Source organism: Methylobacterium sp. Leaf93 (assembly GCF_001422345.1).
In the GTDB taxonomy this organism is placed as follows: Bacteria; Pseudomonadota; Alphaproteobacteria; order Rhizobiales; family Beijerinckiaceae; genus Methylobacterium; species Methylobacterium bullatum.
Genome location: NZ_LMMS01000027.1, coordinates 176,622 through 201,380, shown reverse-complemented (window position 1 = coordinate 201,380; position 24,759 = coordinate 176,622). Strand labels below are relative to the sequence as shown.

Annotated in this window: 22 protein-coding genes; 9 read left to right on the top strand and 13 right to left on the bottom strand. The window is 67.7% G+C overall.

The genetic code is table 11. The features are described 5' to 3' along the window. Positions 1 to 248: 248 nt before the first annotated feature. Complete coding sequence (locus ASF26_RS23525) at positions 249 to 2,582, bottom strand: calcium-binding protein (RefSeq protein ID WP_156463027.1); 2,334 nt, start codon at positions 2,580 to 2,582, stop codon at positions 249 to 251. Between the two features lie 477 nt (positions 2,583 to 3,059). On the opposite strand from ASF26_RS23525, the gene ASF26_RS16915 reads away from it, so the two are divergent. Continuing rightward, the gene (locus ASF26_RS16915; RefSeq protein ID WP_244475967.1) at positions 3,060 to 4,298 is read left to right on the top strand and encodes a glycosyltransferase family 4 protein; all 1,239 of its coding nucleotides are present in this window, start codon (positions 3,060 to 3,062) and stop codon (positions 4,296 to 4,298) included. Between the two features lie 109 nt (positions 4,299 to 4,407). Beyond that, the gene (locus ASF26_RS16910; RefSeq protein ID WP_056256402.1) at positions 4,408 to 5,952 is read left to right on the top strand and encodes an undecaprenyl-phosphate glucose phosphotransferase; all 1,545 of its coding nucleotides are present in this window, start codon (positions 4,408 to 4,410) and stop codon (positions 5,950 to 5,952) included. Between the two features lie 111 nt (positions 5,953 to 6,063). Here the strand turns inward: ASF26_RS16910 and ASF26_RS16905 are convergent, their stop codons facing one another. From ASF26_RS16905 to ASF26_RS16865, 9 genes are all read right to left on the bottom strand, one after another. Next, positions 6,064 to 6,486: a hypothetical protein gene (locus ASF26_RS16905; protein WP_244475966.1), complete on the bottom strand. Its 423-nt coding sequence runs from the start codon at positions 6,484 to 6,486 to the stop codon at positions 6,064 to 6,066. Positions 6,487 to 6,672: 186 nt separating this feature from the next. Beyond that, positions 6,673 to 9,123, bottom strand: coding sequence for a TonB-dependent receptor (locus ASF26_RS16900; protein ID WP_056256394.1), 2,451 nt, complete (start codon positions 9,121 to 9,123; stop codon positions 6,673 to 6,675). Between the two features lie 430 nt (positions 9,124 to 9,553). Continuing rightward, complete coding sequence (locus ASF26_RS16895; protein ID WP_056256390.1) at positions 9,554 to 10,195, bottom strand: hypothetical protein; 642 nt, start codon at positions 10,193 to 10,195, stop codon at positions 9,554 to 9,556. Continuing rightward, positions 10,192 to 11,085, bottom strand: coding sequence for an ABC transporter permease (locus ASF26_RS16890; protein WP_056256387.1), 894 nt, complete (start codon positions 11,083 to 11,085; stop codon positions 10,192 to 10,194). The genes ASF26_RS16895 and ASF26_RS16890 overlap by 4 nt, the downstream gene beginning before the upstream one ends. Positions 11,086 to 11,293: 208 nt before the next feature. Then, positions 11,294 to 12,049, bottom strand: coding sequence for an ABC transporter ATP-binding protein (locus tag ASF26_RS16885; protein WP_056256384.1), 756 nt, complete (start codon positions 12,047 to 12,049; stop codon positions 11,294 to 11,296). Then, complete coding sequence (locus ASF26_RS16880; protein ID WP_056256379.1) at positions 12,046 to 12,288, bottom strand: hypothetical protein; 243 nt, start codon at positions 12,286 to 12,288, stop codon at positions 12,046 to 12,048. Before ASF26_RS16880 ends, ASF26_RS16885 begins: the two co-directional genes overlap by 4 nt. A 14-nt stretch (positions 12,289 to 12,302) precedes the next feature. Continuing rightward, positions 12,303 to 12,728 carry a hypothetical protein gene (locus ASF26_RS16875; protein ID WP_056256376.1) on the bottom strand — a complete coding sequence of 142 codons (426 nt, stop codon included), beginning with the start codon at positions 12,726 to 12,728 and terminating at the stop codon, positions 12,303 to 12,305. Positions 12,729 to 12,960: 232 nt separating this feature from the next. Then, positions 12,961 to 13,947: a YVTN family beta-propeller repeat protein gene (locus tag ASF26_RS16870; protein ID WP_056256373.1), complete on the bottom strand. Its 987-nt coding sequence runs from the start codon at positions 13,945 to 13,947 to the stop codon at positions 12,961 to 12,963. Positions 13,948 to 14,101: 154 nt separating this feature from the next. Then, positions 14,102 to 15,328 (bottom strand): ABC transporter substrate-binding protein, encoded by a 1,227-nt coding sequence (locus ASF26_RS16865; protein ID WP_056256368.1) that lies wholly within the window; start codon positions 15,326 to 15,328, stop codon positions 14,102 to 14,104. A 269-nt stretch (positions 15,329 to 15,597) separates the two neighbouring features. On the opposite strand from ASF26_RS16865, the gene ASF26_RS16860 reads away from it, so the two are divergent. The 7 genes from ASF26_RS16860 to ASF26_RS16830 all read left to right on the top strand — a co-directional run bounded on the left by ASF26_RS16860 (position 15,598) and on the right by ASF26_RS16830 (position 21,363). After that, a complete protein-coding gene (locus tag ASF26_RS16860) occupies positions 15,598 to 16,167 on the top strand; it encodes a DUF3280 domain-containing protein (RefSeq protein WP_200925958.1) in 570 nt (189 codons plus the stop codon). Between the two features lie 8 nt (positions 16,168 to 16,175). After that, complete coding sequence (locus ASF26_RS16855) at positions 16,176 to 16,910, top strand: (5-formylfuran-3-yl)methyl phosphate synthase (RefSeq protein WP_280136362.1); 735 nt, start codon at positions 16,176 to 16,178, stop codon at positions 16,908 to 16,910. Then, entirely contained in the window at positions 16,907 to 17,485 is a 579-nt protein-coding gene (locus ASF26_RS16850; protein ID WP_056256359.1) for a uridylate kinase, read from the top strand. The genes ASF26_RS16855 and ASF26_RS16850 overlap by 4 nt, the downstream gene beginning before the upstream one ends. Then, the gene (locus ASF26_RS16845) at positions 17,482 to 19,038 is read left to right on the top strand and encodes a DUF6513 domain-containing protein (protein ID WP_056256356.1); all 1,557 of its coding nucleotides are present in this window, start codon (positions 17,482 to 17,484) and stop codon (positions 19,036 to 19,038) included. Before ASF26_RS16850 ends, ASF26_RS16845 begins: the two co-directional genes overlap by 4 nt. 4 nt (positions 19,039 to 19,042) lie before the next feature. Next, positions 19,043 to 19,639 carry a DUF447 domain-containing protein gene (locus ASF26_RS16840; RefSeq protein WP_056256352.1) on the top strand — a complete coding sequence of 199 codons (597 nt, stop codon included), beginning with the start codon at positions 19,043 to 19,045 and terminating at the stop codon, positions 19,637 to 19,639. 28 nt (positions 19,640 to 19,667) lie between these two features. Next, entirely contained in the window at positions 19,668 to 20,198 is a 531-nt protein-coding gene (locus ASF26_RS16835; protein WP_056256348.1) for an SRPBCC family protein, read from the top strand. Positions 20,199 to 20,433: 235 nt separating this feature from the next. Next, positions 20,434 to 21,363, top strand: a complete 930-nt coding sequence (locus ASF26_RS16830) for a beta-propeller fold lactonase family protein (protein WP_056256955.1) — start codon at positions 20,434 to 20,436, stop codon at positions 21,361 to 21,363. A gap of 249 nt (positions 21,364 to 21,612) precedes the next feature. On the opposite strand, the gene dprA is transcribed toward ASF26_RS16830, so the two are convergent. The 3 genes from dprA to ASF26_RS16815 are packed head-to-tail and all read right to left on the bottom strand — an operon-like array spanning position 21,613 to position 24,755. Beyond that, positions 21,613 to 22,803, bottom strand: coding sequence for a DNA-processing protein DprA (gene dprA / locus ASF26_RS16825; RefSeq protein ID WP_056256951.1), 1,191 nt, complete (start codon positions 22,801 to 22,803; stop codon positions 21,613 to 21,615). 36 nt (positions 22,804 to 22,839) lie between these two features. Next, positions 22,840 to 23,448 carry a glycerol-3-phosphate 1-O-acyltransferase PlsY gene (gene plsY, locus ASF26_RS16820; RefSeq protein ID WP_056256345.1) on the bottom strand — a complete coding sequence of 203 codons (609 nt, stop codon included), beginning with the start codon at positions 23,446 to 23,448 and terminating at the stop codon, positions 22,840 to 22,842. Next, positions 23,445 to 24,755 (bottom strand): dihydroorotase, encoded by a 1,311-nt coding sequence (locus ASF26_RS16815; protein WP_056256949.1) that lies wholly within the window; start codon positions 24,753 to 24,755, stop codon positions 23,445 to 23,447. Before ASF26_RS16815 ends, plsY begins: the two co-directional genes overlap by 4 nt. Positions 24,756 to 24,759: the final 4 nt, after the last annotated feature.

Here is a 24,759-nt window from a genome sequence, read left to right as displayed (position 1 = left end):
TCAAGGAATGAGGCACTCGCCGCCGTAGACGGCCTCGGACCGCCGATCGTCTAGAGCGCACTGCGGCGACGTGGATGCCGGTTCGGCGACAGCGAGTGCGGCACCACAAAGGCCGGGAGAGGCGTCCCGACCCGACCTGGTCGGGCGCAACTCCAGGCCACTTTCTCGGCCGAAGCTGCCCCTGGACCTTCGAAGGAGACGGAACCGTCCCCTCCTTTCATCAATGTCGGCACATGTGCCGGCACGGATCACAGGATGAAGTCACCCGCATCGATGGTGGGCCGTCCGGCGATCCTGATCTCGAACTCGGCGGAGGCGTCCTTGTCGACGCTGCCTTCGATCACCGTATAGATGCCGTCACGGGACAGGCGGATCTGGCCGGCACCGGTGAACTGCGCACCCTCGATGTAGGTGAAGCTCTCGTTCGTTGTCGTCGACGACGCGACGGCGTCGATGATCGACAGGTCGATCAGGTCACCGTCCGCCACGCGGAAATCGAGGATGGTATCGCTGGAATAGCCGCTGGTGGTCGCGCGGTCGAAGACGAAGCTATCCGCGCCGCCGCCACCCAGGAGGATGTCCTCGCCGAGATTGCCGAACAGCCTGTCGGCGCCGTCGCCACCGCGCAGGATGTCGCTGCCGCCGCCGCCATAGAGTGTGTCGTCGCCGGCACCGCCGTAGAGCAGATCGCTCCCGCCATCTGCCTCGGTGACGGCCTTGGTCGTGGCGCCTCCGTAAAGGACGTCGTTACCGTCCTCGCCGAACAGGCGATCCCCGCCCTCCCCGCCTATGAGAGTATCGTTGCCGGCACCGCCGAAGAGATCATCCGTGCTCGTCTTGCCCGTGATGCTATTGTTCGCAGCGGATGCACTGAACACGAACGAGCTCACATCGAGTTCGTCGGGGGAAGCTCCGGCGATCACGAGGCGCTGGGCATATCCGTTGCTCGTGATCTCGATGACGGCATTGCCGTCCTCGTCGATGCTGAGGATCTCATCGAGCGCCTCGATCGACCCGATGCCGAAGGCCGACAGGTCGATCCGGTCGCCATGGGCCGTATCGGTCTCGCCATCGAAGCTCGGCGCCTCGAAGTCGAAGATCGTGTCGGTCTCCGATGCCGTCAGCTTCCGCATCACGAAGGTATCGTCGCCGGCGCCGCCATAGAGCGAGTCGTCGCCGTTCTGGCCGAAGAGCTTGTCGGCGCCGTCGCCGCCACGCAGGACGTCGTTGCCCCCGCCCCCGTAGAGGGAGTCGTCGCCGGCGCCGCCGATGAGGATGTCGTCGCCGTCATAGAACGACTTGTCCGCGACGGTCGTCCCGACGCCGCCCTGCAGGATGTCGTTGCCATCCTCACCATAGAGCCGGTCGTTGGCGTCGCCGCCGGTCAGCGTATCGTTGCCGAGGGCACCGAACAGGTCGTCGTTGTAATCCGACCCGGTGATGCGCTCGCTCTGGACGACGAGATCGAAGACGAAGTTGCTCGCCCCGAGCGTAGACCGATCGACGTTGGCCAGGATCAGGTCGGTGGAGATGCCATCGCCTTCGATGGACAGCACGGTATCGCCATCGGAATTGACGCCGAGAAGATCGTTGACCGTCGCCATCGACGAGATGTTGAACGCGCGCAGGTCGACCTTGTCGCTCGCCACGTCGAAATCCCGGACGGTATCGGTCTCGCCGTATTCGTGTGGCGCATAGACGACGGTATCGGAACCGGTACCGGTCACAAGCTTGTCGTCCTCGCTGCCGCCATCAAGGACGTCGTCACCGGAACCGCCGTTCAGACGATCGTAACCGCCATTCCCGAAGAGCCGGTCATTCCCGGCGGCACCGACCAGAAGATCGGCGGAATACGCTTCCGTGGCCTCGTCGGCATCGCCGATCAGCGTGTCGTTGCCGGCCTCGCCGAACAGGCGATCGTTGCCCTCCAGGCCCGTCAGGGTGTCGTTGCCGAGCCCGCCGAACAGATCGTCGCTCGATGAGGTGCCGTCCAGGACATCGTCGGCCGCGACCTTCGACAGCACGAAGTTCGAGGCGCTGAGCCGGAAGGGGGCGACTCCGAGGAACGTCGTCTGCTCCACGTAGGAACCGAATGTGTACGACAGCGTCGCATCGCCACTGCCGGTGGATGTCAGCAGGTGCCGAATCGTATCGAACGACGAGATATTCAGCGACGACACATCGATGAGGTCGGATGCCCGCGAGAAATCGAGCACCGTGTCGTAATTGGAGTAATAATACTCCCCATCCGCGAAACGCTCGATCACGACGACGTCGGCTCCGTCACCGGTCAACAGAGTGTCGCCGCCGTCGCCGCCGGTCAGCCTGTCGTTGCCGGCCCCACCGACGAGCAGGTCGGCACCCACTCCGCCGAACAGCTTGTCGTTGCCGTCTCCGCCATCGAGATAATCGTCACTGTCGTCGTCATCCTCGGGGGCAACGACAGTAGACGTGCCGCCATAGATGGTGTCGTTCCCACCATTTCCATAGATTTCGTCCCCGCCTCCGAACCCTTTTATCACATCCGCTGACGATTTTCCGTTCAGCAGATCAGCGTATTGCGTCCCGTTTATCGAGGCCATGATGGATCACCAACTTAATATTGCAATTATAATATTCAATATATCCATATTCGTCAATAAATTGAACAAGAATCGGGTATATTGCTCGGTTATTGTGACTATTAGGGAGCGTCTATATTGACAACCCCAATTTGAGGTATGAGGGCGCAAAAAATGGAAATCTCGGTATTTTCCGCAGGACGGCCCACGGTGGAGGCAAGGCCAAGCCGCTGGCGGGGGCGGTCGTTCGGGGAGCGGCGTGCCATCGGCGGATCTCCCCGCAAGGCGGAAGCCGGGCTTCACCCTTGACGGGGATGCCGCATCGTCGAGATTCCGTTAGGGGCCGCCTGACCGAACGAGAGGTGTTCGATCTCCCGACCGCCTGAACCGATCCTGCGGCGTACGGTCCTTGACAGTGGTAACATCTCTGGAAACCAGTCTTCGCTAAGGTCGTACCGTCGCCCGGTTCGAATGGTCGTCGCGTGGAGCTTGTCCGTCGTGAGTGCGTCCGCCTCCATCCCGTCCCTTCGCCCCTCCCCCGGCGAGGGCGGGAGCGTCTACCGCATCCTTCACGTCTTCCGCGCGCCGGTGGGAGGGCTGTTCCGCCACGTCTGCGACCTCGTCAGGATCCAGGCCGCCGCCGGACACGAGATCGGCCTCGTCTGCGATGCGTCCACCGGCGGCGAACACGCGGCGCGGGCGCTCGAGGAACTCCTGCCCCACCTCGCACTCGGCATCGTCCGGCTCCCCATGCGGCGCAACCCGCACGGATCGGACCTCGCTGCGGTACGCGCGGTCGCCGCACGGGCGCGGGAGGTCCGCGCCACGATCCTGCACGGCCACGGCGCCAAGGGGGGGGTCTATGCCCGCATCGCCCGCCTGCCCCCGGGTTCGCCCTCGCCGATCCGGGCCTACACGCCGCACGGTGGCAGCTACAATTACAAACCCGGTTCCCTGCGCCACCGGCTCTACATGGGGGTCGAGCGCCTGCTCGCGGCGCGCACCGACGTGTTCCTGTTCGAGAGCGAATACGTGGCCGGCCGGCACCTGCGCTTCGTGGGGGGCACGCCCCGCACCCTACGGATCGTCCATAACGGCATCGACGAGGCGGAGTTCGCGCCGGTGCCGCAACGGGCGGGCGCCTACGACCTCGTCTATGTGGGCGAGCTGCGCGAGGCGAAGGGGATCACGGTCCTGCTCGACGCCCTGGCCGCGCTAGGGGCCGAGGGGCGCCCCTGCCGCCTCCTCATGGTGGGATCGGGCCCGGACGCCGACCTCTTGGCGGAGCGGGCGCGACGGCTCGGCCTGTCCGCTTCCGTGGCGTTCGAGCCGCCCCAGCCGATCCGTGCCGCATTGGCGAAGGGACGGATCATGGTGGTTCCGTCGCTCGCCGAATCCCTGCCCTACGTGGTGCTGGAGGCCGCAGCGGCATGCCAGCCCCTCGTCTCGACCAATGTGGGCGGCATCCCGGAGATCTTCGGGGCGGCGGCGGACGATCTCGTGCCACCCAAAGACCCCGTCGCCCTCAAGGATGCCATCCTGCGCCTGCTCGACGAAGACCCCGCCCGGGGGCTCGCGCGAGCCAAGGCACTCAGCGAATCCGTGCGGACACGGTTCTCGATGAAACGGATGGGGGCGGATGTGCTATCCGGCTACGCCGCCGCCCTGCGGCTTCGAGGAACGTTTACCGTAGCAACAGCGCTGCCGCCGATGAAGGAACTGCCGAAGTCGCGCTAACTTACTCTTTGCCATGCTTTCGGTGGCCGGGCCTTCGTTAAATGTTCCGTGATGCCGGCTTGGCATCGTCCCCCATCTCACCGACGAAAAGTTCGAGCGAAAGCAGACGATGAGCGCCTTCGACGTTCGCGACCTTCTGAAGGCGGCGGGGAATCCCAGCCAGCCGAATGCGGTCGATACGGCTCATAACGGCCGCGCCGAATCCGCGATTCCTCCCGCCGAAATCGGGGCACCCCGCGACCATGGCGGGGTCCTGTCTCCCGTCGTGCTGTCGGGGAGCGTGCGGCTGGCGGACATGGCGCTCATCGCCATCCTCGGCTTCGCCACCCACTTCGCGCAACTCCGCGGCATCGTCGCACTGGGATGGAGCTATCCCACGGCGATCCTGTCTGTGGCCGGGCTCGCGGTGGCGTTGTTCCAGATCTTCGGCAGTTATCGGATCGCCGCCTTTCGGACCTTCTTCAAACCCGCCCTGCGCCTCACCGCCGCCTGGTCGCTGACGTTCCTCGTCGTTGCCACGGTCATGGTCTTCGCCAAGGTCGCCGACCATTATTCCCGCATCTGGCTCGCACTGTTCTACGCCCTGGGGCTGGCCCTGCTCCTCGCCGAACGCCTCGTCCTGCTCCGTTTCGTCACCGCCCGCATGCTGCGGGGACAGTTCGACCGCCGCACGGCCATCGTCGGGGGCGGGCCATTGGCGGAAGAGCTCATCCGCGCACTGGAAGCGGAATCCGATGCGGGCATCCGCATCGTCGGCGTGTTCGACGATCGCGGGGACAACCGGTCCTCCTCGGTGATCGCCGGCTACCCCAAGCTCGGCACGGTGAGCGATCTCGTCGATTACGCGCGCTCCACTCGCCTCGACCTCGTGGTCTTCACGCTGCCGATCGCGGCCGAGGATCGCCTGCTCCAGATGTTGGCCAAGCTCTGGGTGCTGCCCATCGACATCCGCCTCTCCGCCAGGGCGACGAAGCTCAAGCTGCGCCCGAGGGCCTATTCCTATCTCGGCTCCGTCCCCGTCCTCGACGTGTTCGACAAGCCGATGGCCGATTGGGACATCGTCACGAAGGCCATCTTCGATCGCGTCGTCGGCATGGCGATGCTGATCGTGCTGGCGCCGGTCATGCTCGGTCTGGCCATCGCGGTTCGCCTCACTTCGCCCGGTCCGATCCTGTTCCGGCAGAAGCGCCTCGGCTTCAACAACGAGACGATCGAGGTCTACAAGTTCCGGTCGATGTATGCCGACCAATCCGATTTCACGGCCGCGAAGCAGGTCACCCGCGGCGACCCGCGCGTCACGCCCCTCGGCCGGTTCATCCGCAGGACGTCGCTGGACGAGCTTCCGCAGCTGTTCAACGTCCTGAAGGGGGAGTTGTCCCTGGTCGGTCCGCGGCCCCACGCCGTCCAGGCCAAGACCAGCACGACCCTCTACGATCAGGTGGTCGACGGGTACTTCGCCCGCCACAAGGTCAAGCCCGGCATCACCGGCTGGGCACAGATCAATGGCTGGCGCGGCGAGACCGATACCGACGAGAAGATCCAGCGCCGCGTCGAACACGACCTCTACTACATCGAGAACTGGTCGATCCTGTTCGACGTGCAGATCATGCTGGCGACTCCGCTCTCCCTCGTCACCACCAAGAACGCCTACTAATCCGACATCCTCACGGGATGCACCCGGCAACGCAAAAAGGCCGCCCCTCGCATCGCGAAGGGCGGCCTTTGCAGTTTTTGCGCCGGAGGCCGACGCGTCAGGTTTGTTCCGTTACGGCAGGGAGCCCGCGGCCTTCTTGGCCTCGGTCATCGTGTCCTCGCAGCCCTTGGCATCCCCGGCCGCTTCCTGCTTGCGCGCTTGCTCGATCAGGTGACGGGCGTGGTCGACGCTCTTGGCATTCGGGGTGGTCGAGGGATCGGTAGGCTTGCCGCCGGGAGGTGCGTCGAGCCCCATCGACGGATTGGACGCGACCTTGCCGTCGGCCGAGGCGGTTCCAGTGACCGACACGGCGCCGGAACTGTTGAGGCGCCGCTCGATCGTGGCGATCTGGTCGGAACACGCAGAGGCGAAGGCCGGACCGGCAATGGCGGTGAAGACGAGGGCGGGCACGAGGACGCGGATCAGCGGCGAGGCCGTGGTCGGCGAATGCGCCTTGTCCGAGGACGTCCTGGTCTCGTTGAGGGCCTTGGTCATGCGATGCTTTCCGGTGATGTCGAACATGGCACGCCAACGCTCGACCCACCCAGCATGTTGCTGCGACATCGTTGAACCAGGAGCGGATCATTCCCTGTCGAGGCCATCGGCCGCACGCAGCGACCGACAAAAAGGCCGCCGCCCCGTCTCCGGAGCGGCGGCCCATCGTAGGGGCTCGAGGGGCGGCTACCAGAAGATGCGCATTCCGCCATAGGCCGCGATCGGCGCGCCGGGGGCCAGGCTCCGGTTGGAGCTGGCATTGGGCAGGGCCAGGATCGGAACCTCGCCGACCGGCGAGAAGGTGCCGAAGGTCGCGTATTTCGCGTTCAGCGCGTTCTCGACGTAGCCATAGAGCTCGATGTTCTCGTTCACCCGGTAGCTCGTGTTGAACCCGATGACCGCGTAGTTGCCGGTGGTCTTGTTGAGGTTCGATTCGTCGCCCACGAGGAACTTGCCGGTGGCGACACGGCCGAGGACGCCGACCCGCCATTCCGGCGTGACGTTGTACTGCACGCCGACCTTGACCTGATGCGGCGCGACGCCGGGGAGCTTGTCGCCGCGTCGCACGAAGATCTGGTTGGCTTCCGAGTTGTCCGGCTGGGCCGGGTTCGGATTGGCGAACGGATTGCCGCCGGAGGCCAGGGTCAGAGGCGACTGGAAGGTCGCGTCGACGAAGGCGTAGTCGATGAAGGCGTTCCAGACCGGGGTGGTGATGGCGAGGCTCGCCTCGACGCCCTGGCGGCGGGTGGAGCCGACATTCTGGAAATAGGCACGGCCGATGGTGATGTCGGAGGGCACGAAGGTGATGTCATCCTCGTTGCGGGCCCGGAACACGCCGGCCTTCCAGCTGAGTACCCCGAGCTCGATTGGCGAGGGCAGCTTGCCGCGGAAACCCGCCTCCACCGTGCGGGAGATGACCTGCTTCAGCGGCGGATCGCCGACGAAGAAGTTGGTGAGCGAGCACGGGGCGAGCGGATCGGCGCAGGAGAGTTCGGCCGGGGTGGGCGCGCGGTTCGCCTCGACATAGCCGCCATAGACGGTGAGGAGATCGGGCACGAGTTTGTAGGTCGCGCCGACGCCCGGATTGAACCGCTGGAAGTAGTGGTTGCCGTTCAAGGCCGTGCCGAGTTGATCCTCCAGCACGATCTTGGCCATGTTGAACCGGCCCTGCAGCGTCAGGGTCAGGCGATCGGTCAGGTCGGTGTTGTTCTGCAGGTAGATGCCGCCGTAATCGTTGCTCGACTTCACGCTCACCGGCGTGATCGAGTTGTCGTCGCTGCGCACGACGATGCCGGGGCCGAAGAAGCCGCGGTCGAAGGTCAGGCCGCCCACCGCGTTGTCGGCGGTGAAGGCCGTGCGGCCGCCATCGTAGGAGCCGCCCAGCACGAAGCGGTTCGGCAGCCCGAACAGCGTCTCGCGCACGTTGGTCTGGACCGAGACGCCGAAATTCTCGGTGTTGGTCCGGGTCGAGTTGAGGAAGGCGTAGGGGCCGCCCTCATCGAACCGCTCCGCGAAGGCCGGAAGCCGGGCGAAGTTGGCCGTCCTGACACTGCTCGCCTGGACGCGACGGTTCAGCCGGTCGCGCAGGAAGAACTGCTCTTCGTTGGCGCCTTCCGAGCAGAGGAACCGCTCGTTCGCCTCACAGCGCTCCACCTCGGCGGCGTCGCCATTGGCGGTGTTCTGCTCGAACCGACCGTAATAGGCGTTGCCCTGGATCGTCACGGTGGGGGTGATGTCGTAGGTGCCGGAGAGCCCGATGCGTCCGAACGCGTTCAGGGTCTTGTCGGGATAGGTGAAGACCTCGTTGCGCTTAAAGTCCAGCAGATCGACGGGCAGGGTTCCGTTGCCGGTCAGGCTGTTGATCGCGCCCATGAAGTTGAGGTGGAACTCGCCCTTCTCCGCCTGCACGCCGAGATCGCCGTAGAACTGGCGCAGGCGCGAGGGCGAATGGCTGCGCCATCCGTTCTCGGAAAGGGCCGTGCCGGCGACGTAGAGGCCGACATTGTCCGAGCGCTGCCCGTGCTGGAACGAACCGCCGAAGCGCCCGAACGAACCGCCCGAGAGGTTCAGCTCGGTGCCCTGATAGGTGAAGCCGTTCTTGAGCTGGACGCTGAGCGCGCCGCCGAGGGCATTGAGGCCGTAGGCCGGGTTCGAGCCTTCGAGCTCGATGCGGTCGACGGCGATGTCGGGGATGAGATCCCACTGCACCGTGTCGCCGAAGGAGGTGTTGAAGCGGTTGCCGTTGACGTAGACAGCCACGCCCTGGGGGCTTCCGCCCAGGGGCGAGGCTTCGAAGCCGCGATAGGTGATGGTCGGCTGGAAGGGGTTGCCCTGCGCGTTGTTGATGCTGATCGAGCCGATCCGCTCGTCGAGGGCGCGCAGCACGCTCGGGGTGCCGACCCGGTTCACGTCCGCTGAGGTCAGGACGCTGGTGTTCTGGGGAAGCTTGTCACGGTCCTGGCCGAGGAGGACGCCCTGGGCGTTGCGCAGGGTGGGCGTCGGCGTGGTGGCGACCACGTCGAGTTCCTGCAGCGTCACGGCCTGCTGGCCGCCGACGACCGTCGTTTGCGCATAGGCGACGCCCGGCAGCAGCGCTACCGAAACGAGGAGGCTGCTCCGCAGCGTCCGCTTCTTCATGTCCCGAGACCCTTCGATTCACAATGGCGTGGCCGGTTCGTCCCGGCTCGTTACCGAATGTTGCGGGGCGTATCGGGCTTCGACAATGCGGTCGCGGGGGGATTCGACGATTCTAATAAGGACACCACAGAGATGGCGTCCGCGCGTGATCTACGGGCAACACGATTTGCCAGAGAATACAAAGACTTCAGGATCAATAGGAACGACGAACGGGACGATTAGGCAATAAGCGCTGCCGGAATGTTTTCCGTGTCTTGGGGATGGGATCAGCCTATTCGGACGTGGCGGACCGTCTCGAAGGTCGGGCGAATCGATGGCGTCCAATCCTTCCGCGTCCGCGGCGAGCATCCACGGCAAGGAAAAGGCCCGCCGGAGGGTTCGGCGGGCCTGAGGACACTTCGCTTGGCGAAAGCCCGATGGTGACGTCGGGTCAGAGGCGCGCCTGGATCTTACGGGCGACCTCGCCGAGACGCTGCTCCAACAGGGTCGGCACTTCGCAGACATAGGTCAGGGACTGGCTGCGCTCCTGGAAGATGCGCCGGTCCCAGGCGAATTTCGTCTCCAGTTCCGAGGCTTCCTTGGGCATCTCGCGGGCGTCGTTGGCACTGGGGCCGTCCTTCACCGAACTGATCTGATCGGCCTCCTGGCGGATGCGCTCCGCCATCCGCCGCTGCCCCTGCGCGTAGCGCGTGATCCCCCCGATTACCCGGTTGCGCTCGTTGTTCACTACCTCGAACACGCCGGCGAAGACGCGGGTCAGGCGCTTGGCCTTGTCGTCGCCGGCCTTTTCCGCGCCGGCCTTGGCGACGAATTCGTCGAGGAGGGGATCGACCTCGCCGAGCTCGGTGCGGCGCGAGGCGATCTTCTGGGCGAGCGAGGCCGCCTCGTAATCGTCGCCCCACGGGCCGGCGGCCTCCAGATCCGGCCCCGTCCAGACGGTGCCCGGGCTCAGGGTCGAGACCTTGCGCTGGACGCAGGGCCAGTCCGGATCCGCCTTGGGCTGGGCGAGGGCCGGCCCACAGAGGAGGGCGCCGGCCGCCATGGCCAGCACGAATGTCCGCGAAAGAATCATGAATTGTCTCCGGCCGGTCCGCCCCGCCGGGCCATGATGCCGCGACCGGGATCGTAGGCGATGACGGCGAGGGTGAAGAAGGCGATGGTCGTACCCAGGACGACGGCGCAGGCCACGGGTTCGAACTGCCCGTAGAGGGCGAAGCGCACGAGCTGGACGGCATGGGTGAAGGGATTGGCCATGCAGATCAGGTAGAGCGTCTCGCTCGACTCGCGGATGCGCCAGAGCGGGTAGAGGGCCGATGAAGCAAAGAACATCGGGAAGATCACGAAGTTCATCACGCTGGCGAAATTCTCGAGCTGCTTGACCATCGAGGACAGGAGCAGGCCGATGGCGCCGAGCATCAGCCCCGAGGCGATGAAGGCCGGCAGCGCCGCCGCGTAGCCGATGAGCGGGATGTCGAGTTCCCAGAACCAGGCGATGGCGAGAAACGCGTAGGCCTGCACCACCGAGACGGTGACGCCGGCGATCAGCTTGGCCAGCAGCAGCAGCCAGCGCGGATAGGGGCTGGTCAGCAGCACCTTCATCGAGCCGACCTCGCGGTCGTAGACCATGGAGAGCGAGGATTGCATGCCGTTGAACAGCTGGATCATCACGGCCAGCCCCGGCACCACGTAGACCTCGTAGAGCACGTAGGTCTGGTAGGGCGGCTCGATCGAGACCCCGAGCGTGTTGCGAAAGCCCGCGGCGAAGATGAACAGCCAGACCAGCGGCCGCACCAGGGCTGAGAAGAACCGCTCCTTCTGATTGAAGAACCGCAGCAATTCCCGGCGCACGATGCCGCCCAAGCAAATCAGGTAGCCGACCGCGTCGAGCCGACCGAGATGGGGCACGGGTTTTTCTGTCGGGCCGGCAACCGTCGAGGCGGTGGTGGCGACGGACTTCGTCATGACGGTAACCGCTCGTTCGACCGGATCGCGAACAACCCTCCCCCCTCCGCGGGGGAGGGTGCCTGCGGAGCAGGCGGGAGAGGGGACGACCTCTCCGGACGCGGCGCTCCCCTCTCCCGACCCACTTCGTGGGCCACCCTCCCCCGCATAGGGGGGAGGGAAGCAGCGCGGCGCTCGGCCATCGTCGGGTTGAGTCCGAACTGTACGCTCATGCGGCCTGCCTCGGCGGTTCGGCGACGAGGCGCCGGAAGGCGGCTTCCAGGGTCTCGTCGCCTTGCGCGATGGACGAAGCCGTCCCGCGCGCGACGATGCGCCCTTTGTGAAGGACGACCGCGTCGTCGGCAGCGTCGATCTCCTCGAAGATATGGGTCGCCCAGAGGACCGACAGCCCCTCCTCCCGCACCAGGGCGCGGACGATGGCGACGATGTCGGCCCGCGATTCGAGATCGAGCCCCACGGTAGGCTCGTCGAGGAGGAGGAGTTTCGGCTCATGCACCAGGGAGCGGGCGATTTCGATGCGCCGCGACTGGCCGCCGGAGAGGGTGCGCACCTTGTCGTCGCGCCGGTCGCTCAGGCCCACGCGGGCGAGCAGCGCCGCGATGCGGGCCTTCGCGGCCCGGCGCGCGATGCCGTGCAGGCTGGCATGGTAGAGAAGGTTCTGTTCGACGGTGAGGTCGGTGTCGAGGGTGCGGGCCTGGAACACCACGCCGAGGCGGGCGAGCGCCCGGGACGGCTCGCGGTCGAGGCCATGGCCGAAGATCGAGACCCGCCCGTCCTGGTTGGCGTAGAGCCGGGTGATCACCGAGAACAGCGTGGTCTTGCCGGCGCCGTTGGGGCCGAGCAGGGCCATGAACCGGCCCCGCTCCACCCGGATCGAGACGTCGGACAGGGCCGCGCGCGCACCGAAGCGGTGGCTCACACCGGCCACGTCGAGGGCCGCACTCTCCCCTGCCCCGTCGCTCACGGCTTCATCGCCCGCTTGGCGTCACCGACGGCATCGAGGCACTCGTCGAACTCGCCCTCGCCCTGCTCGCGCTCAGCCACGCGCAGCGCCTTCTTCAGCTTCGGCGCGGCCGTCTCGGACGGCCCCTTGGCGAGGGCGTCCTTGATCGTGGCGATGCCCTCGGCACAGGCGGCCTTGTCGTCGGCGAGCACCGGGCCGGCGGCGAGGAGGAGGGTGAAGGTGGGGATGAGGAGACGCATGCGGAGGCCCTGCCTTACTTGACGATGAACTTGCCGGTCATGCCCTTGGACTCGAGCCCATGGATCGACCAGGGATATTCGCCCGGCTTGATCGTGACGAACTCGATGGCGATCTCGCCCGGATCGTCGAATTCGAGGTGGTCCGGCGGGCCGCTGCCGTGGATCTCGAGATGCTGGATCACGATCTGGTTGAACCAGATGTTGCGGAAGAACTCGGTGGCGTAGAACTTATATTCCTGCCGGCCCTTGGCGACGATGCGCAGGCGATAGGCCTTGCCGGATTCGAGTTCGATCTCGCGGTTCTCGACCACGAAATCGTTGCCCTCCTCGTTGCCGAGGACGAGATCGGGGAGATTCGCGCGCTTCTTGGTGAGATCGAGGGCCGAGGCCGGCCCGGTGGCGAGCAGGGCCGCCAGGGCGAGGGCTATCGTCCGTTTCATGGTTCCGTCCTCCCGTGTCGCCGCCTTCGGCGGTCGATGTTTCGTCGAATCCGCGTCCCGCCCTCCACCCTCATCCTGAGGTGACCTGCGGGCGATCATCGATCGGCTGCAGGGCCTCGAAGGAGGGCTCCAGTGAGCGCAACGCGTACTGGAGGCCTCCTTCGAGGCCTCCGCTTCGCTCCGTCACCTCAAGGATGAGGAACAGGGTGGGACGCTGAGGCCCCCTCGAGAATCAATTCGGCGACACCGTCACGCCCCAGGGCAGCAATCCCACCGGGATGCTCTTGATCACCTTGTCCGCCTCCACATCCACCACCGAGACGTCGTTGGAGGAGCCGTTGGTGGAGAACAGGTATTTCTGGTCCGGCGTGAAGGCGAGCTGCCAGACCCGCTGTCCCACAGGCAGGTACTTCTGAACCTCGTAGGTCTTAGCGTCGATCACCGCGATGCGGTTGGCGGGGCCGAGCGCCGCGAAGGCCTTGGTCCCGTCCTTGGTGATGCGGATGCCCACGGGCTGGATCGCCTCGTCGTTCACGCCCGGGATCTTGAAGGTGATCTTCTTGATCACCCGCCGCGCGGCGACGTCGATGATGCTGATCGTGCCGCCGACCTCGGCCGAAACCCAGAGGAACTTGCCGTCCGAGGTGAATTCGGCGAAGCGCGGCCGCGCATCCACCAGCACGTTGTCGATCACCTGGAACGTGGTGGTGTCGATGAAATGCGCCATGTTGGTGGTCTCGGAGGTGTTCACCAGGATCTTTCCGTCCGGCGACAGACCCATTCCCTCCGGTTCCACGCCCACGGGCACCTCGGCCAGGACCTTGTTCTTCTCGATGTCGATGACCGTGACCTGGCTGTCATCCTCGTTGGCGACGTAGAGCGGGTTGCCGCCCGGTCCCAGGATGAACTGCTCCGGGTCGGGTCCGGAGCGGAGCGAGCGCACCACCTTGCCGGTGGCGGTATCGAGCACGTCGATGCGGTCGTCGTCGCTGGCGCAGACGAACAGTTCCTTGCCGTCCTTGCTCGTCGTCACCCCGCGCGGGCGCCGACCGACCTTCCAGGTACCGGTCACGGCCATCGTCGCCGTGTCGATGACGCTGACGGTGTTGCCCTTCTCGTTGGTCACGTAGACCGTGTAGGCCTGCGCGGTGGCGGTCAGAGCCATCGTCGCACCGACGAGGGCGGCCACACACACGCCTGCCTTGAAGCCGAGGCTCATTCCGTCTTCTCCCTGGGCATCGCTTCTTTGCGCGATTGACAGTGATTATAGTGCAGTTTGTCCCGACGGGGAGCGCATGCCTGCACGCGGAACGCAAGCGCGTTGCCGCAGGACGGGCGCGAAAATTTGCAGATCCCCGAACATTCGCGGACCGTCAGAACTTGCACGCCGTCTCGGGAAGGTCGACGCCGAGGGTATCCAGCGGTGTGCGCTGGTGGGTGAAGCCCTGCTCGGGCGCCACGGTCACCATGGCCTTGGGCTGCACCACGATGATCGGCTGGCGCAGCTGGTGGTCCCAGGGACGGTAGGTCAGCGAGACGCCCTTGTAGGCAGGCAGGCTGAAGGCCGGGTCGGCGAAATAGGGTCCGAGCACCGCCGGATCGGCGGTCTTCTTCTGCGCCGCCGCCTCGCCCACCGAGCGCACCGCAGCCCAGACCTGGTAATCGAGGGGCCGCATCAGCCGGCCGGCGAGACGCCGGAAGCGGTTCTGCGCCTGCGCCGCCCCCCAGGTCTCCAGGGTCGGGTGCCAGGTGGCCGCGATGAGCCCCTGCGTTCCCGCGACCGGCCGGGGGTCCACGGTGCGGAAAGGGACGTAATCGCCCCAATCATTGGCCTCGTCGGCGACGATGGCGAGGTCGTAATCGATGCCTCGGGTGAAGACCATCGCCTCGGAGCGGGTCGGCGTGTCGCCCCGCGCCTTAGCCAGCGGCCCGAAGGTCCAGGGCTTTTCGGCGGTGATCTTCAGGGAGAACTTCTTGGCCGAGGCACGGAACGCGTCGGCATAGAGCTTGTCGGTGTCGTTGGGGCCGACGATCAGGAACATCTTGCGCCAGCGCATCAGCGTGAAGAACTGCGCCAGCGCGTCGGTCTGCATCGCCCGGCTCGGGATCACGTGGAAGACGTTCCTTCGGCAATCGGCGCCGCGCAGGCGGTCGTCGGGCGCGGCGGTGTTGAACACGGTCACGCCCTCGCCTTTGACCGCATCGGCGACCGCCAGAACCTCGTCGGCCGGCAGCGCCAGGACGAGATAGCGGATCCCCTTGCCCACGAGGTCGCGGGCGGCGTCGACAGCGCTTTTTCCCTCCGTGAGGGCGACCTCGTCGAGGGCGTAGGTCTGCTTGGTGAAGCGCCCGGTCGTATTGTTGTCCTTCACCGCCATGCGAGCGCCGGCGACGCCCTCGTCCTCCGGCGCGGCCTCGGCATCGTAGGAGGACGGCGCGATCTCGGGCCGGTAGATCAGGCCGATATGGGTGTCACCCGGAGCGGCCTCCGCCGCCTGCGCGGAGGCCGCCGGTTCCTGCGCCACCGCGAGGGACGCCGTGCCGCCGAGGCCGAGCGTGAGGACGAGGGCGGCGGATCGGGAGAGGAGCGATGCGTTCATACGGTCGGCACGCTAACAACATTGCGCGGATACGCTCAATCGCGGAAGCATAAGGAAACCCTAAGACGCGACGGAGCGTCGCTTGCGCGCCGATGGGCACGAATACACGCGAGATCGCTCGGCGCAGGCGAGCCGATTTGCACGACTTGTCAAATCCGGTCACTGCTCGACTTTGAAGGCTCGGGCGCGGTGTCCGCCGCAGGCCGCATCGATCGTGACACAGGTTCGCCATGTCCCCATTCGTCAGGTCTCGTCGCGCCACGCCCATGATGCCAAAGTCCGTGAAGTCATTGCCGCCAACCGGCCTTGGGACCGCGGTGACGCGGTCCGCCGCCCTCGCCCTGGTCGCGATCCTGGCCGGATCGGTCCTGGCAGGACCGGCCCTCGCCGCTCCCGACAAGGCGGCGATCTTCGGCATCGAGCTCAACGATCCGGGTGTGGTCGGCGGCCGCAAGGCCCGGCCGGACGAAGCCCGACGCCTCGCCCTGGTCACGGAGGAGCTCCGCAAGGCGCTCACCGCCAGCAATGCGGTGGAGGTCGTGGACGTGGCGCCCCAGGCCGCCGAGATCGCCAAGCAGGCGCCCCTCTTCAAATGCGAGGGCTGCGCCGCCACCATCGCCAAGACCCTCGGGGCCGATCTGGCCGTCAACGGTTTCGTGGAGAAGGGCTCCAACCAGATCTTCAATCTCTACGTCCTCATCTCGGACGCCGCTTCCGGCAAGGTCGTGCGGGCTGGACAGGTGGTGATCCGGGCCGATACCGACGACACATGGGCCCATGCCATGCGATGGGTGGTCAAGAACCGTCTCCTGGCCGAACCCTTGCCCAACCGATCCTGAGTCTCCCGTTGCCCCATCATTCCGTGTCGAAGCCGATATCATCCGATCTGTGCGCGCGTCCCCGCCTCCTCGTCAGCGTCCGCGACGCCGACGAGGCCGTGATGGCGGCGCGGGCGGGCGCCGACCTCGTCGATGCCAAGGACCCCGTCCGGGGCGCGCTCGGGGCGCTACCGGTCGAGACGGTCCGGGCGATCGTCGCGTCCATCGCGGACGAGGCCGTCAGCAGCGCGGTGGCCGGCGAGCCGCAGGACGCCGCTTCCCTGCCCGGATCGGTGGCGGCGATGGCCGGGACCGGCATCGGCTACGTCAAGGTCGCCGTGCGGGCCGATTTCGACGACGACGCCCTCGCCGCCGCGGCGCGGGCCGCCCCCGGCCGCCTGATCGCGGTCCTCTTCGCCGGAGCACCGATGCCGGACGACCTCGTCGGCCGCCTCGCCGGGGCGGGCTTTGCCGGGGTGATGATCGACACCGCCACCAAGGACGGCCGGCGCCTCGGCGACCTCCTGCCCGCCCCTCGCCTCTCGGCCTTCACCGCCGACGCCCGCCTCCACGGCCTGCTCTCCGGCCTCGCGGGATCGCTGACGATCGCCGACATCGCCGTCCTCGCCGCGCACCGGCCGGACTATCTCGGCTTTCGTGGCGGCCTCTGCGTCGGCAGCGACCGGACGCGCGGCCTCGACCCGGAGCGCGTGGCCCTGGCCGTGCAGACCCTCCGCGGGCTCGACCGGCGGAACGCGGCGTGACGGGCGCGCCTCCCACCATCGTGAAGCTCGGCGGCAGCCTCGTCTCGGACGCAGCGCGGCTCGGACGGCTTCTCGGCGTCCTGGCGGATGGCGGGGAGGGCCGCTGCGTCGTCGTGCCGGGCGGCGGCCCCTTCGCCGATGCGGTGCGTCAGGCCCAGGGGCAACTGGGCTTCTCGGACGCCCTCGCCCACCGCCTCGCCCTCGATGCCATGGGCCGGATGGCGGAGGTCTTTTTCGAGGTCGAGCCACGCCTGCCCATCGTGCGGAGCGCGGCCGAGGCCGGCGCCGCCGGGGCTTCGGCGATCTGGGATCCGGTCGCGCTAAAGGCCGGCGAGCCGGCGATCCCCGAATCCTGGGACGTCACGTCGGACAGCCTCGCCCTCTGGCTCGCCACCGAACTCGGGGCGCCCCGCTGCATCCTGGTGAAATCCATCGATCGCCCGGCGGGTGCGAGCCTGTCCGACCTTGTCCGGATGGGCGTGGTCGACGCGGCTTTTCCCGCCTTCGCCGCATCCTACGCTGGCGAGATCGTGATCCGGGGTCCAGGCGCGGACATTGTAAGGGCCGCCGCGTGAGCACGCCCGAACATCTCGTCTTCATCACCGGCCGGATGGCGAAGGCGCGCTTGGAGAAGGTCGCCGCGACCCTGCCGGCCGAGCGCTTCGCCTGGAGCATCGCCGATGCCGGCGTGAAGGTCGCGGCCCTGATGACCGAGGAGATCATCCGCCGCCGCGTGACGATCCCCGAGGGTGCCACCCGCATCGTCCTGCCGGGCCGCTGCCGCGCCAACCCGGAGGCGCTATCCGCCCATTTCGGGCTGCCGGTGGAGCGCGGCCCCGACGAGGTGGTCGACCTTCCGGCCTATCTCGGCCTCGCAGGACGCAACGTCGATCTCTCGCGCCACGATCTGCGCATCTTCTCCGAGATCGTCGATGCCTCGAAGATGACGCCTGAGCAGATCCTGGCCAAGGGCCTCGACCTGGCGCGACGCGGCGCGGACGTGATCGATCTCGGCGGCCTGCCCGACACCGAGTTCCCGCATCTCGAAGAGTGCGTGCGCCTGCTGAAAGGGGCGGGGCTCAAGGTCAGCGTCGATTCCTTCTCCCTCGACGAGCTGACCCGCGGGGCGAAGGCCGGGGCCGACTTTCTCCTCAGCCTCAACGAGGAGACCCTGGACCTCGCCTTCGAGACCGATGCGGTGCCGGTCCTGGTGCCGATGCGGCCCGACGACCTGCCCTCCCTCGACCGCGCCATCGAGCGCATGGAGAAGGCCGGGCGGCTCTACATGGCCGACCCGATCCTGGAGCCGATCCATTTCGGCTTCGTCGAGTCGATCACGCGCTATCACGAGACGCGCAAGCGCTGGCCCGGCATCGAGATGATGATGGGCACCGGCAACCTCACCGAACTCACCGAGGCCGACAGCCTCGGCGTCACCGCCCTCCTCGTGGGCATGTGCTCGGAACTGTCGATCCGCAACGTTCTGATCGTGCAGGTCTCTAACCATACCCGGCGCACGGTGGAGGAGCACGACGCCGCCCGCCGGGTGATGTTCGCGGCAAAGGCCGATTCCGCCCTGCCCAAGGGCTACGGCCGCCAATTGCTGGCCTTGCACGACAAGCGCCCCTTCGTGCAGAGCCCGGAGGAGATCGCGGCCCAGGCGGCGGAGGTGCGCGACCCGAACTACCGCATCGCGGTGGCCGAGGACGGCATCCACGCCTTCAACCGCGACGTCCACACGATCGGCACCGATGCGATGGCGTTCTTTCCCGACCTCGATGTCGCCGCCGACGGGGCCCACGCCTTCTATCTCGGCGGCGAGCTGACCAAGGCCGAGACCGCCTGGCGCCTCGGCAAGCGCTACGTTCAGGACGAGCCCCTGCGCTGGGGCGTCGCCGCGGACGAGGAGGTCGAGGACACCACCGCCTTCAAGAAGGCCGGACATACCAAGCATTCCGGCCCCGGCGGCGCGGAGCGCGCCACCCGCGATGCGACGCCCGTGGAGGCCGATGCCGCCAAGCCCGAATTGGTGGAATCCGGCGAGGCCAAGTCCTCAGACACCGAGGCCACGGGCGACAGGGGCGCGCGCATCGTCTGCGGCAAGCTCGTTCCCGCTGGCGAGTCCTGATCCGATGCCGCTGATCCTCGAGACCATCGTCACCACCACTTCGCCCTCCGGCGACCTGCATCTCGTGCCCTTCGGCCTCATCCGCGAGGGCGAGGAGTGGGTGCTGGCCCCGTTCCGGCCCTCCCCCACCATCCTCAACCTCGACGCCAATCCGTTCTTCGCCGCGTCGAGCCCGAGCGACGTGCGGGTGATCGCCGGGGCGGTCACCGGGCGGCGCGACTGGGCCACCCTGCCCTGCGACCGCATCCCGGGCCGGCGCCTCGCCGAGAGCTTCGGCCATGCCGAGTTCGAGGTGATCGCTGTGGAGGACGATGCGACGCGCCCGCGCTACCGTGCCCGCATGGTACACAGCGCCAGCCATATGCCGTTCTTCGGCTATAACCGCGCTCAAGGTGCGGTGCTGGAGGCGGCGATCCTGTCGACACGCCTGCACATGTTGGAGCCGGACAAGATCCTGACGGAGATGCGCTACCACGCCATCGCGATATCCAAGACAGCCGGGCCCGCCGAGCGCGAGGCCTGGGACTGGATCGAGGACAAGGTCGCCGCCGCCCTCGGGCGCGACGAGCCGGTTCTCGCACGAGCCCCCCAAGCACCCTAGAAGGTGCGTTCCCGAGGAGACAGGGTTGATGAGATTCAAGACGCTGGCCGCCGTGGCGGCGCTCGCCACGGTATCCTTCGCGGCGCAGGCCCATGGCCCGACCCGCCAGAAGGTCTCCCAGACCATCGAGATCAACGCCCCGGCCGACAAGGTCTGGGCGGTGCTCGGCAATTTCCAGGATGCCAGCTGGATTCCGGTCGTCGAGAAGACCGAGGGCAAGGGCGGCAACGAGGTCAAGGCCAGCCGCGTCCTGACCCTCAAGGGCGGCGCCACGGTCGAGGAAGAGCTCGCCAAGTACGACGCCGAGAAGAAGACCTACATGTACCGGATCACCAAGGTGGACGTGAAGACGCTGCCGGTGAACGACTATTCCTCGACCATCGAGGTCGAGGGCGACGGCGCCAAGTCCAAGGTCACCTGGCGCGGCGCGTTCTACCGCGGCTACATGAACAACGATCCGCCGCCCGACCTGAACGACGACGCCTCCAAGGCGGCGGTCCTCGGCCTCTACAAGGCCGGCCTGGATAACGTGAAGGCCAAGGCCGAGAAGGGCTCCTGATCGGAGCCTTTCCCGAGGCACGGCGGCGGTGCGCATCGCCTCTCCCCGTGCGCGGGGAGAGGATCGCTGGCACTTCGTCGTGCCGGCGATGAGCGTGAGCGAAGCGATGGTAACGGGGCGAATCCGAATGAGGCTGTTCCGGCTCCGCCCCCTCACCCTCGGCTGCCGCCTCGCCGCGCCGACGACGGAGTCGTCGCGGCCCTCTCCCCGCGTGCGGGGAGAGGGGATTGCCGGGATGGCGCGTGCGGGCGCTCTCGCCCTCGCACTGTTCGCATCCCCCGCCCTCGCCGACGAGGCCCTGGTCACGGCGCAGGGCGCCAACATCCTCGCGGTGGTCGATCTCGACACGCAGGTCGTCACCGCCCAGATCCCGGTGGACGGGGCGCCGGCCGGCATCGCTCTGTCGCCCGATCGCAAGACCGCCTATGTCACCCGCCCCGAGGGCCACGGCCTCGCCATCGTCGATCTCGACGCCCGCGCGGTGACGGGCACGCTCGCCCTGCCGGGCGGCCCGCTCGGCGTCGCCGTCAATCCGAAATCCGGGGCGGTCTACGTGGCCGACTGGTACGGCAGCCGCATCTTCGTGGTCTCGGCCGACGGTTCGAAGATCGAGACCGAGATCCAGGTGGGCGCCTCGCCCTCGGGCATCGCGGTGACGCCGGACGGCGCCACGATCCTGGTGGCCAACCGCGAGGGCAATTCCGTCTCCGTGGTCGATGCGGCCACCGCCACCGAGACGGTGAAGATCCCGGTGGGCGAGCACCCGTTCGGCATCACCCTCGATGAGACCGGCACCCGCGCCTATACCGCCAACGTCATGTCGAACGACGTCTCCGTCATCGACGTCGCCGAGCGGCGGGAATTCGGCCGGGTCACCACCGGCGAGCGGCCCTACGTGGTGGCGCTGACCGCCACGCGGGGCTTCGTCACCGACCAGTATTCGAACACCGTGACGGTCTTCAACCTCAAGACCCTCACCAACGTGGCGGCCATTGAGGTGGGCGACCACCCGGAAGGCATCGCCGCCTCCCGCGACGGCAGCCTTCTCTACGTGACGAACTGGGGCTCGAACACGCTGGGCGTCATCGACGCGACGACGCTCAAGGTGATCAAGGACATCCCGGTGCCGGACGGCCCACGCTCGTTCGGGGATTTTTTGCGGTAGGGGGCGCATCCCCGCCGGCGGCGCTACGGCATACGCACCTCTGCTCTCTCAGGCAGAGCGCGTCCCTCTCCCCCTTGTGGGGAGAGGTCAGGAGTGGGGGTGGTTCCGCCAGCCTCCGCAAGCTGAGGGTCGCCCCACCACCCCCACCTCCAACTCCTCCCCACAAGGGGGAGGAGGGTAGGGCGGCGCAGCCCGCGAGGTGTGTGAATCCAAGAGGCTGGCGGCAAGAGGGACGGACACCCGTCCTCCCTACGACACCAGCGACACCGCTCCGCTGCCATGCCGCTCGATCCGGCCGTCGAGTTCGAGTTCCAGCAGCGTCGTCTGGACGATGCGCACGCTGAGTCCCGCCGCGCGGGCGAGGTCGTCGGTGCCGATGGGGGTCGGACTGAGATAGGCGATGAGGCGGGCGCGGTCGTCGGCGGGTTCCGGCTCCTCGGGCTCCAGCCCATCGATCTCCTCCCCCGGCTCGGGGACCGGACCGCCGATCCCGTCGAGCTCGTCCCAGAAGATCGGCGCGTCGGCGAGGTCGGGCCGGTCGAGGGCGAGCTGTCCGCTCTCCTGCTCGAAATCCCCCCGCCCGATCAGCGGCGCGATGGCGGAGGTGACGTGGTCCACGTCCGAGACCAGGGTCGCGCCCTGGCGGATGAGGTCGTTGGTGCCCTCGGCGCGCAGGTCGAGGGGCGAGCCGGGCACGGCGAAGACCTCCCTGCCCTGTTCGAGGGCGAAGCGCGCGGTGATGAGCGAGCCCGAGCGGCGCGCGGCCTCCACCACCACGGTGCCGTAGGCGAGACCGGAGATGATGCGGTTGCGCCGGGGAAAGTCCCGGCCGCGCGGCTCCCAGCCCATGGGCATCTCGGCCAGCACCGCGCCGCCGGCATCGAGAATGCCCTCCACCAGGGCCTCGTGGTTGGCCGGATAGATCCGATCATGGCCGCCGGCGAGCACCGCCACCGTCCCTGAGCCCAGGGACGCCTTGTGCGCGCGGGCATCGATGCCGCGCGCCAGCCCCGAGACCACGACGAGGCCGGCCTCGCCGAGGCCCCGTGCCAGCCGCTCGGTGAAGCCGAGGCCGCCGCCCGAGGCGTTGCGGGAGCCGACGATGGCGATGGCGGGCCGGGAGAGGATCGGCGCCTGTCCCCGGATCGCGATCAGGGGCGGGGCCGAATCGGCGGCCTGGAGCAGTTTGGGGTAATCGTCCTCGCCCATGGCCACGAGGCGGACGCCGATCCTGGCTGCGGCCTCCAATTCGGCTTCCGCCTGCGCCCGCGTTACCGGCACGACGCGCTTGGCCCCGCGTTTCGCGAGGTCCGGCAGGGCTTCCAGCGCCGCGCCGGCTCCGCCGAAGCGGTTGATCAGGGTGCGGAAGGTGCGCGGGCCGACGCCCTCGGTGCGGATCAGCCGGAGCCAGTCGAGGCGCTGGGCGGGGTTGAGTTGCATGCCCATGCCCCGGACCTCCCTCGACGATCGATCGGGTCAGCCCTTCTGCCCGATCCGCCCCTCGGAGCCGTCGAGCAGTCGGCGGATGTTGGGAGCGTGCTTCCACCATAGCAGGATCGCGAGCACGAGGAAGAGCAGCGCAACCGCAGGCTGTCCCGCCGCCCACAAGACGATGGGTGTTGCGGCCGAGGCGGCGAGCGCGGCGAGCGACGAGTATTTCAACGTGAAGGCGAGGCCGAGCCAGATCGCCGCGAAGGCGGCGAGCCCGATGGGGCTGAAGGCGAGGAGCACGCCGAGGAAGGTGGCAACGCCCTTGCCGCCCTTGAACCCGAGCCAGACCGGAAAGAGGTGGCCGAGGAAGGCGCCGAGCCCCGCCGCCAGGGCCGCACCCTCGCCGAAGCGGGTGGCCACCAGCACGGCGAGGGTGCCCTTCAGCGCATCGCCGAGCAGGGTCGCGGCGGCGAGCCCCTTGCGGCCGGTGCGCAGCACGTTGGTGGCACCGATATTCCCCGAGCCGATGGCGCGGACGTCGCCGAGGCCGGCGAAACGCGTGACGATCAGCCCGAACGGGATCGAGCCGGCGAGATAACCACCGGCCAGACTCGCGAGCAGGAGCGGCCAGCCGGCATCGAGGAGAGGGGTCACGCCGCCGCCTCCGTACCCTGCACCGCCCGGAAGACGATGCGCCCGCCGACCATGGTCAGGATCGCCGCCCCCTGTAGCCGCGCCTCGTCGAAGGGGGAGTTCTTGGAGCGCGACTTGAGGCGCCGCTTGTCGAGCACATAGGGCAGGTCGGGATCGATCAGCACGAGATCCGCCGGCGCGCCGACGGCGAGACGTCCGGCCTCGCGTCGCAGGATCGCCGCCGGGGTGACGGTGAGGGCCTCCAGCAGGCGCGGCAGCGCCACGTCGCCGGTATGGACGAGGCGGAGCGCTGCGCCGAGCAGGGTCTCGATGCCGAGCGCCCCGTCGGCGGCCTCGGCGAAGGGCAGGCGCTTGGTCTCCACGTCCTGCGGGTTGTGGTCGGAGACGATGACGTCGATCACGCCCTCGTTCAGGGCTTCCACCAAAGCGAGGCGGTCGGTCTCGTGGCGCAGCGGCGGCGAGAGCCGGCAGAAGGTGCGGTAATGGCCGATATCGCCCTCGTTGAGGACAAGGTTGTTCACCGAGGCACCGCAGGTCACGGGCAGGCCGTCGTGCTTGGCCCGCCGCACGATCTCCACCGAATCGGCACAGGAGATCATGGCGGCGTGGTAGCGGCCGCCGGTGAGACGCACGAGGCGGATGTCGCGCTCCAGCATCACCGTCTCGGCCTCCCGCGGGATGCCGACGAGGCCCAGCCGCGAGGCCATCTCGCCCTCGTTCATTACGCCCTCGCCGACGAGGTCGGGCTCCTCCACGTGCTGCATCAGCAGGGCGCCGAAGTCGCGGGCATAGGTGAGGGCGCGGCGCATCACCTGGGCGTTCCGCACGGCCTTGAGGCCGTCGGTGAAGGCGACGGCGCCGGCCTCCTGCAGCAGGCCGAACTCGGTCATCTCCTGGCCCGCCAGCCCCTTTGTGATGGCGGCGGCGGGCAGGACGGTGACGCAGGCCGTGTCGCGGGCGCGGCGCAGGACGAAATCGACGATGGCCGGCCCGTCGATGACCGGGTTGGTGTCGGGCATGCAGACCAGGGTGGTGACACCGCCCGCCGCCGCCGCCGCGCTGGCGCTGGCCAGGGTCTCGCGGTGCTCGGCGCCCGGCTCGCCGACGAAGGCGCGGAGATCCATGAGGCCGGGGCTGAGGACATGCCCGCCGCAATCGACGATCTCGGCGCCCTCGGGAGCGGCGGGCGACGCGCCCCAGGCGATGTCGGCGATGCGGCCGTCACGGACGAGGACATGCCCCGGCCCCTCGCGACTCGTGGCCGGATCGAGGAGGCTGGCATTGGTAAGGAGGACGTGTCCGGTCATGACC

Coding starts and splice junctions, on each gene's coding strand:
- ASF26_RS16900 (WP_056256394.1), bottom strand. CDS start 9,123: ATGAAGAAGCGGACGCTGCGGAGCAGCCTCCTCGTTTCGGTAGCGCTG.
- dprA (WP_056256951.1), bottom strand. CDS start 22,803: ATGCAACTCAACCCCGCCCAGCGCCTCGACTGGCTCCGGCTGATCCGC.
- ASF26_RS16865 (WP_056256368.1), bottom strand. CDS start 15,328: ATGAACGCATCGCTCCTCTCCCGATCCGCCGCCCTCGTCCTCACGCTC.
- ASF26_RS16840 (WP_056256352.1), top strand. CDS start 19,043: ATGCCGCTGATCCTCGAGACCATCGTCACCACCACTTCGCCCTCCGGC.
- ASF26_RS16815 (WP_056256949.1), bottom strand. CDS start 24,755: ATGACCGGACACGTCCTCCTTACCAATGCCAGCCTCCTCGATCCGGCC.
- ASF26_RS16905 (WP_244475966.1), bottom strand. CDS start 6,486: ATGACCAAGGCCCTCAACGAGACCAGGACGTCCTCGGACAAGGCGCAT.
- ASF26_RS16880 (WP_056256379.1), bottom strand. CDS start 12,288: ATGCGTCTCCTCATCCCCACCTTCACCCTCCTCCTCGCCGCCGGCCCG.
- ASF26_RS16860 (WP_200925958.1), top strand. CDS start 15,598: ATGCCAAAGTCCGTGAAGTCATTGCCGCCAACCGGCCTTGGGACCGCG.
- ASF26_RS16910 (WP_056256402.1), top strand. CDS start 4,408: ATGAGCGCCTTCGACGTTCGCGACCTTCTGAAGGCGGCGGGGAATCCC.
- ASF26_RS16830 (WP_056256955.1), top strand. CDS start 20,434: ATGGCGCGTGCGGGCGCTCTCGCCCTCGCACTGTTCGCATCCCCCGCC.
- ASF26_RS16890 (WP_056256387.1), bottom strand. CDS start 11,085: ATGACGAAGTCCGTCGCCACCACCGCCTCGACGGTTGCCGGCCCGACA.
- ASF26_RS16835 (WP_056256348.1), top strand. CDS start 19,668: ATGAGATTCAAGACGCTGGCCGCCGTGGCGGCGCTCGCCACGGTATCC.
- ASF26_RS16875 (WP_056256376.1), bottom strand. CDS start 12,728: ATGAAACGGACGATAGCCCTCGCCCTGGCGGCCCTGCTCGCCACCGGG.
- ASF26_RS16870 (WP_056256373.1), bottom strand. CDS start 13,947: ATGAGCCTCGGCTTCAAGGCAGGCGTGTGTGTGGCCGCCCTCGTCGGT.
- ASF26_RS16895 (WP_056256390.1), bottom strand. CDS start 10,195: ATGATTCTTTCGCGGACATTCGTGCTGGCCATGGCGGCCGGCGCCCTC.
- ASF26_RS23525 (WP_156463027.1), bottom strand. CDS start 2,582: ATGGCCTCGATAAACGGGACGCAATACGCTGATCTGCTGAACGGAAAA.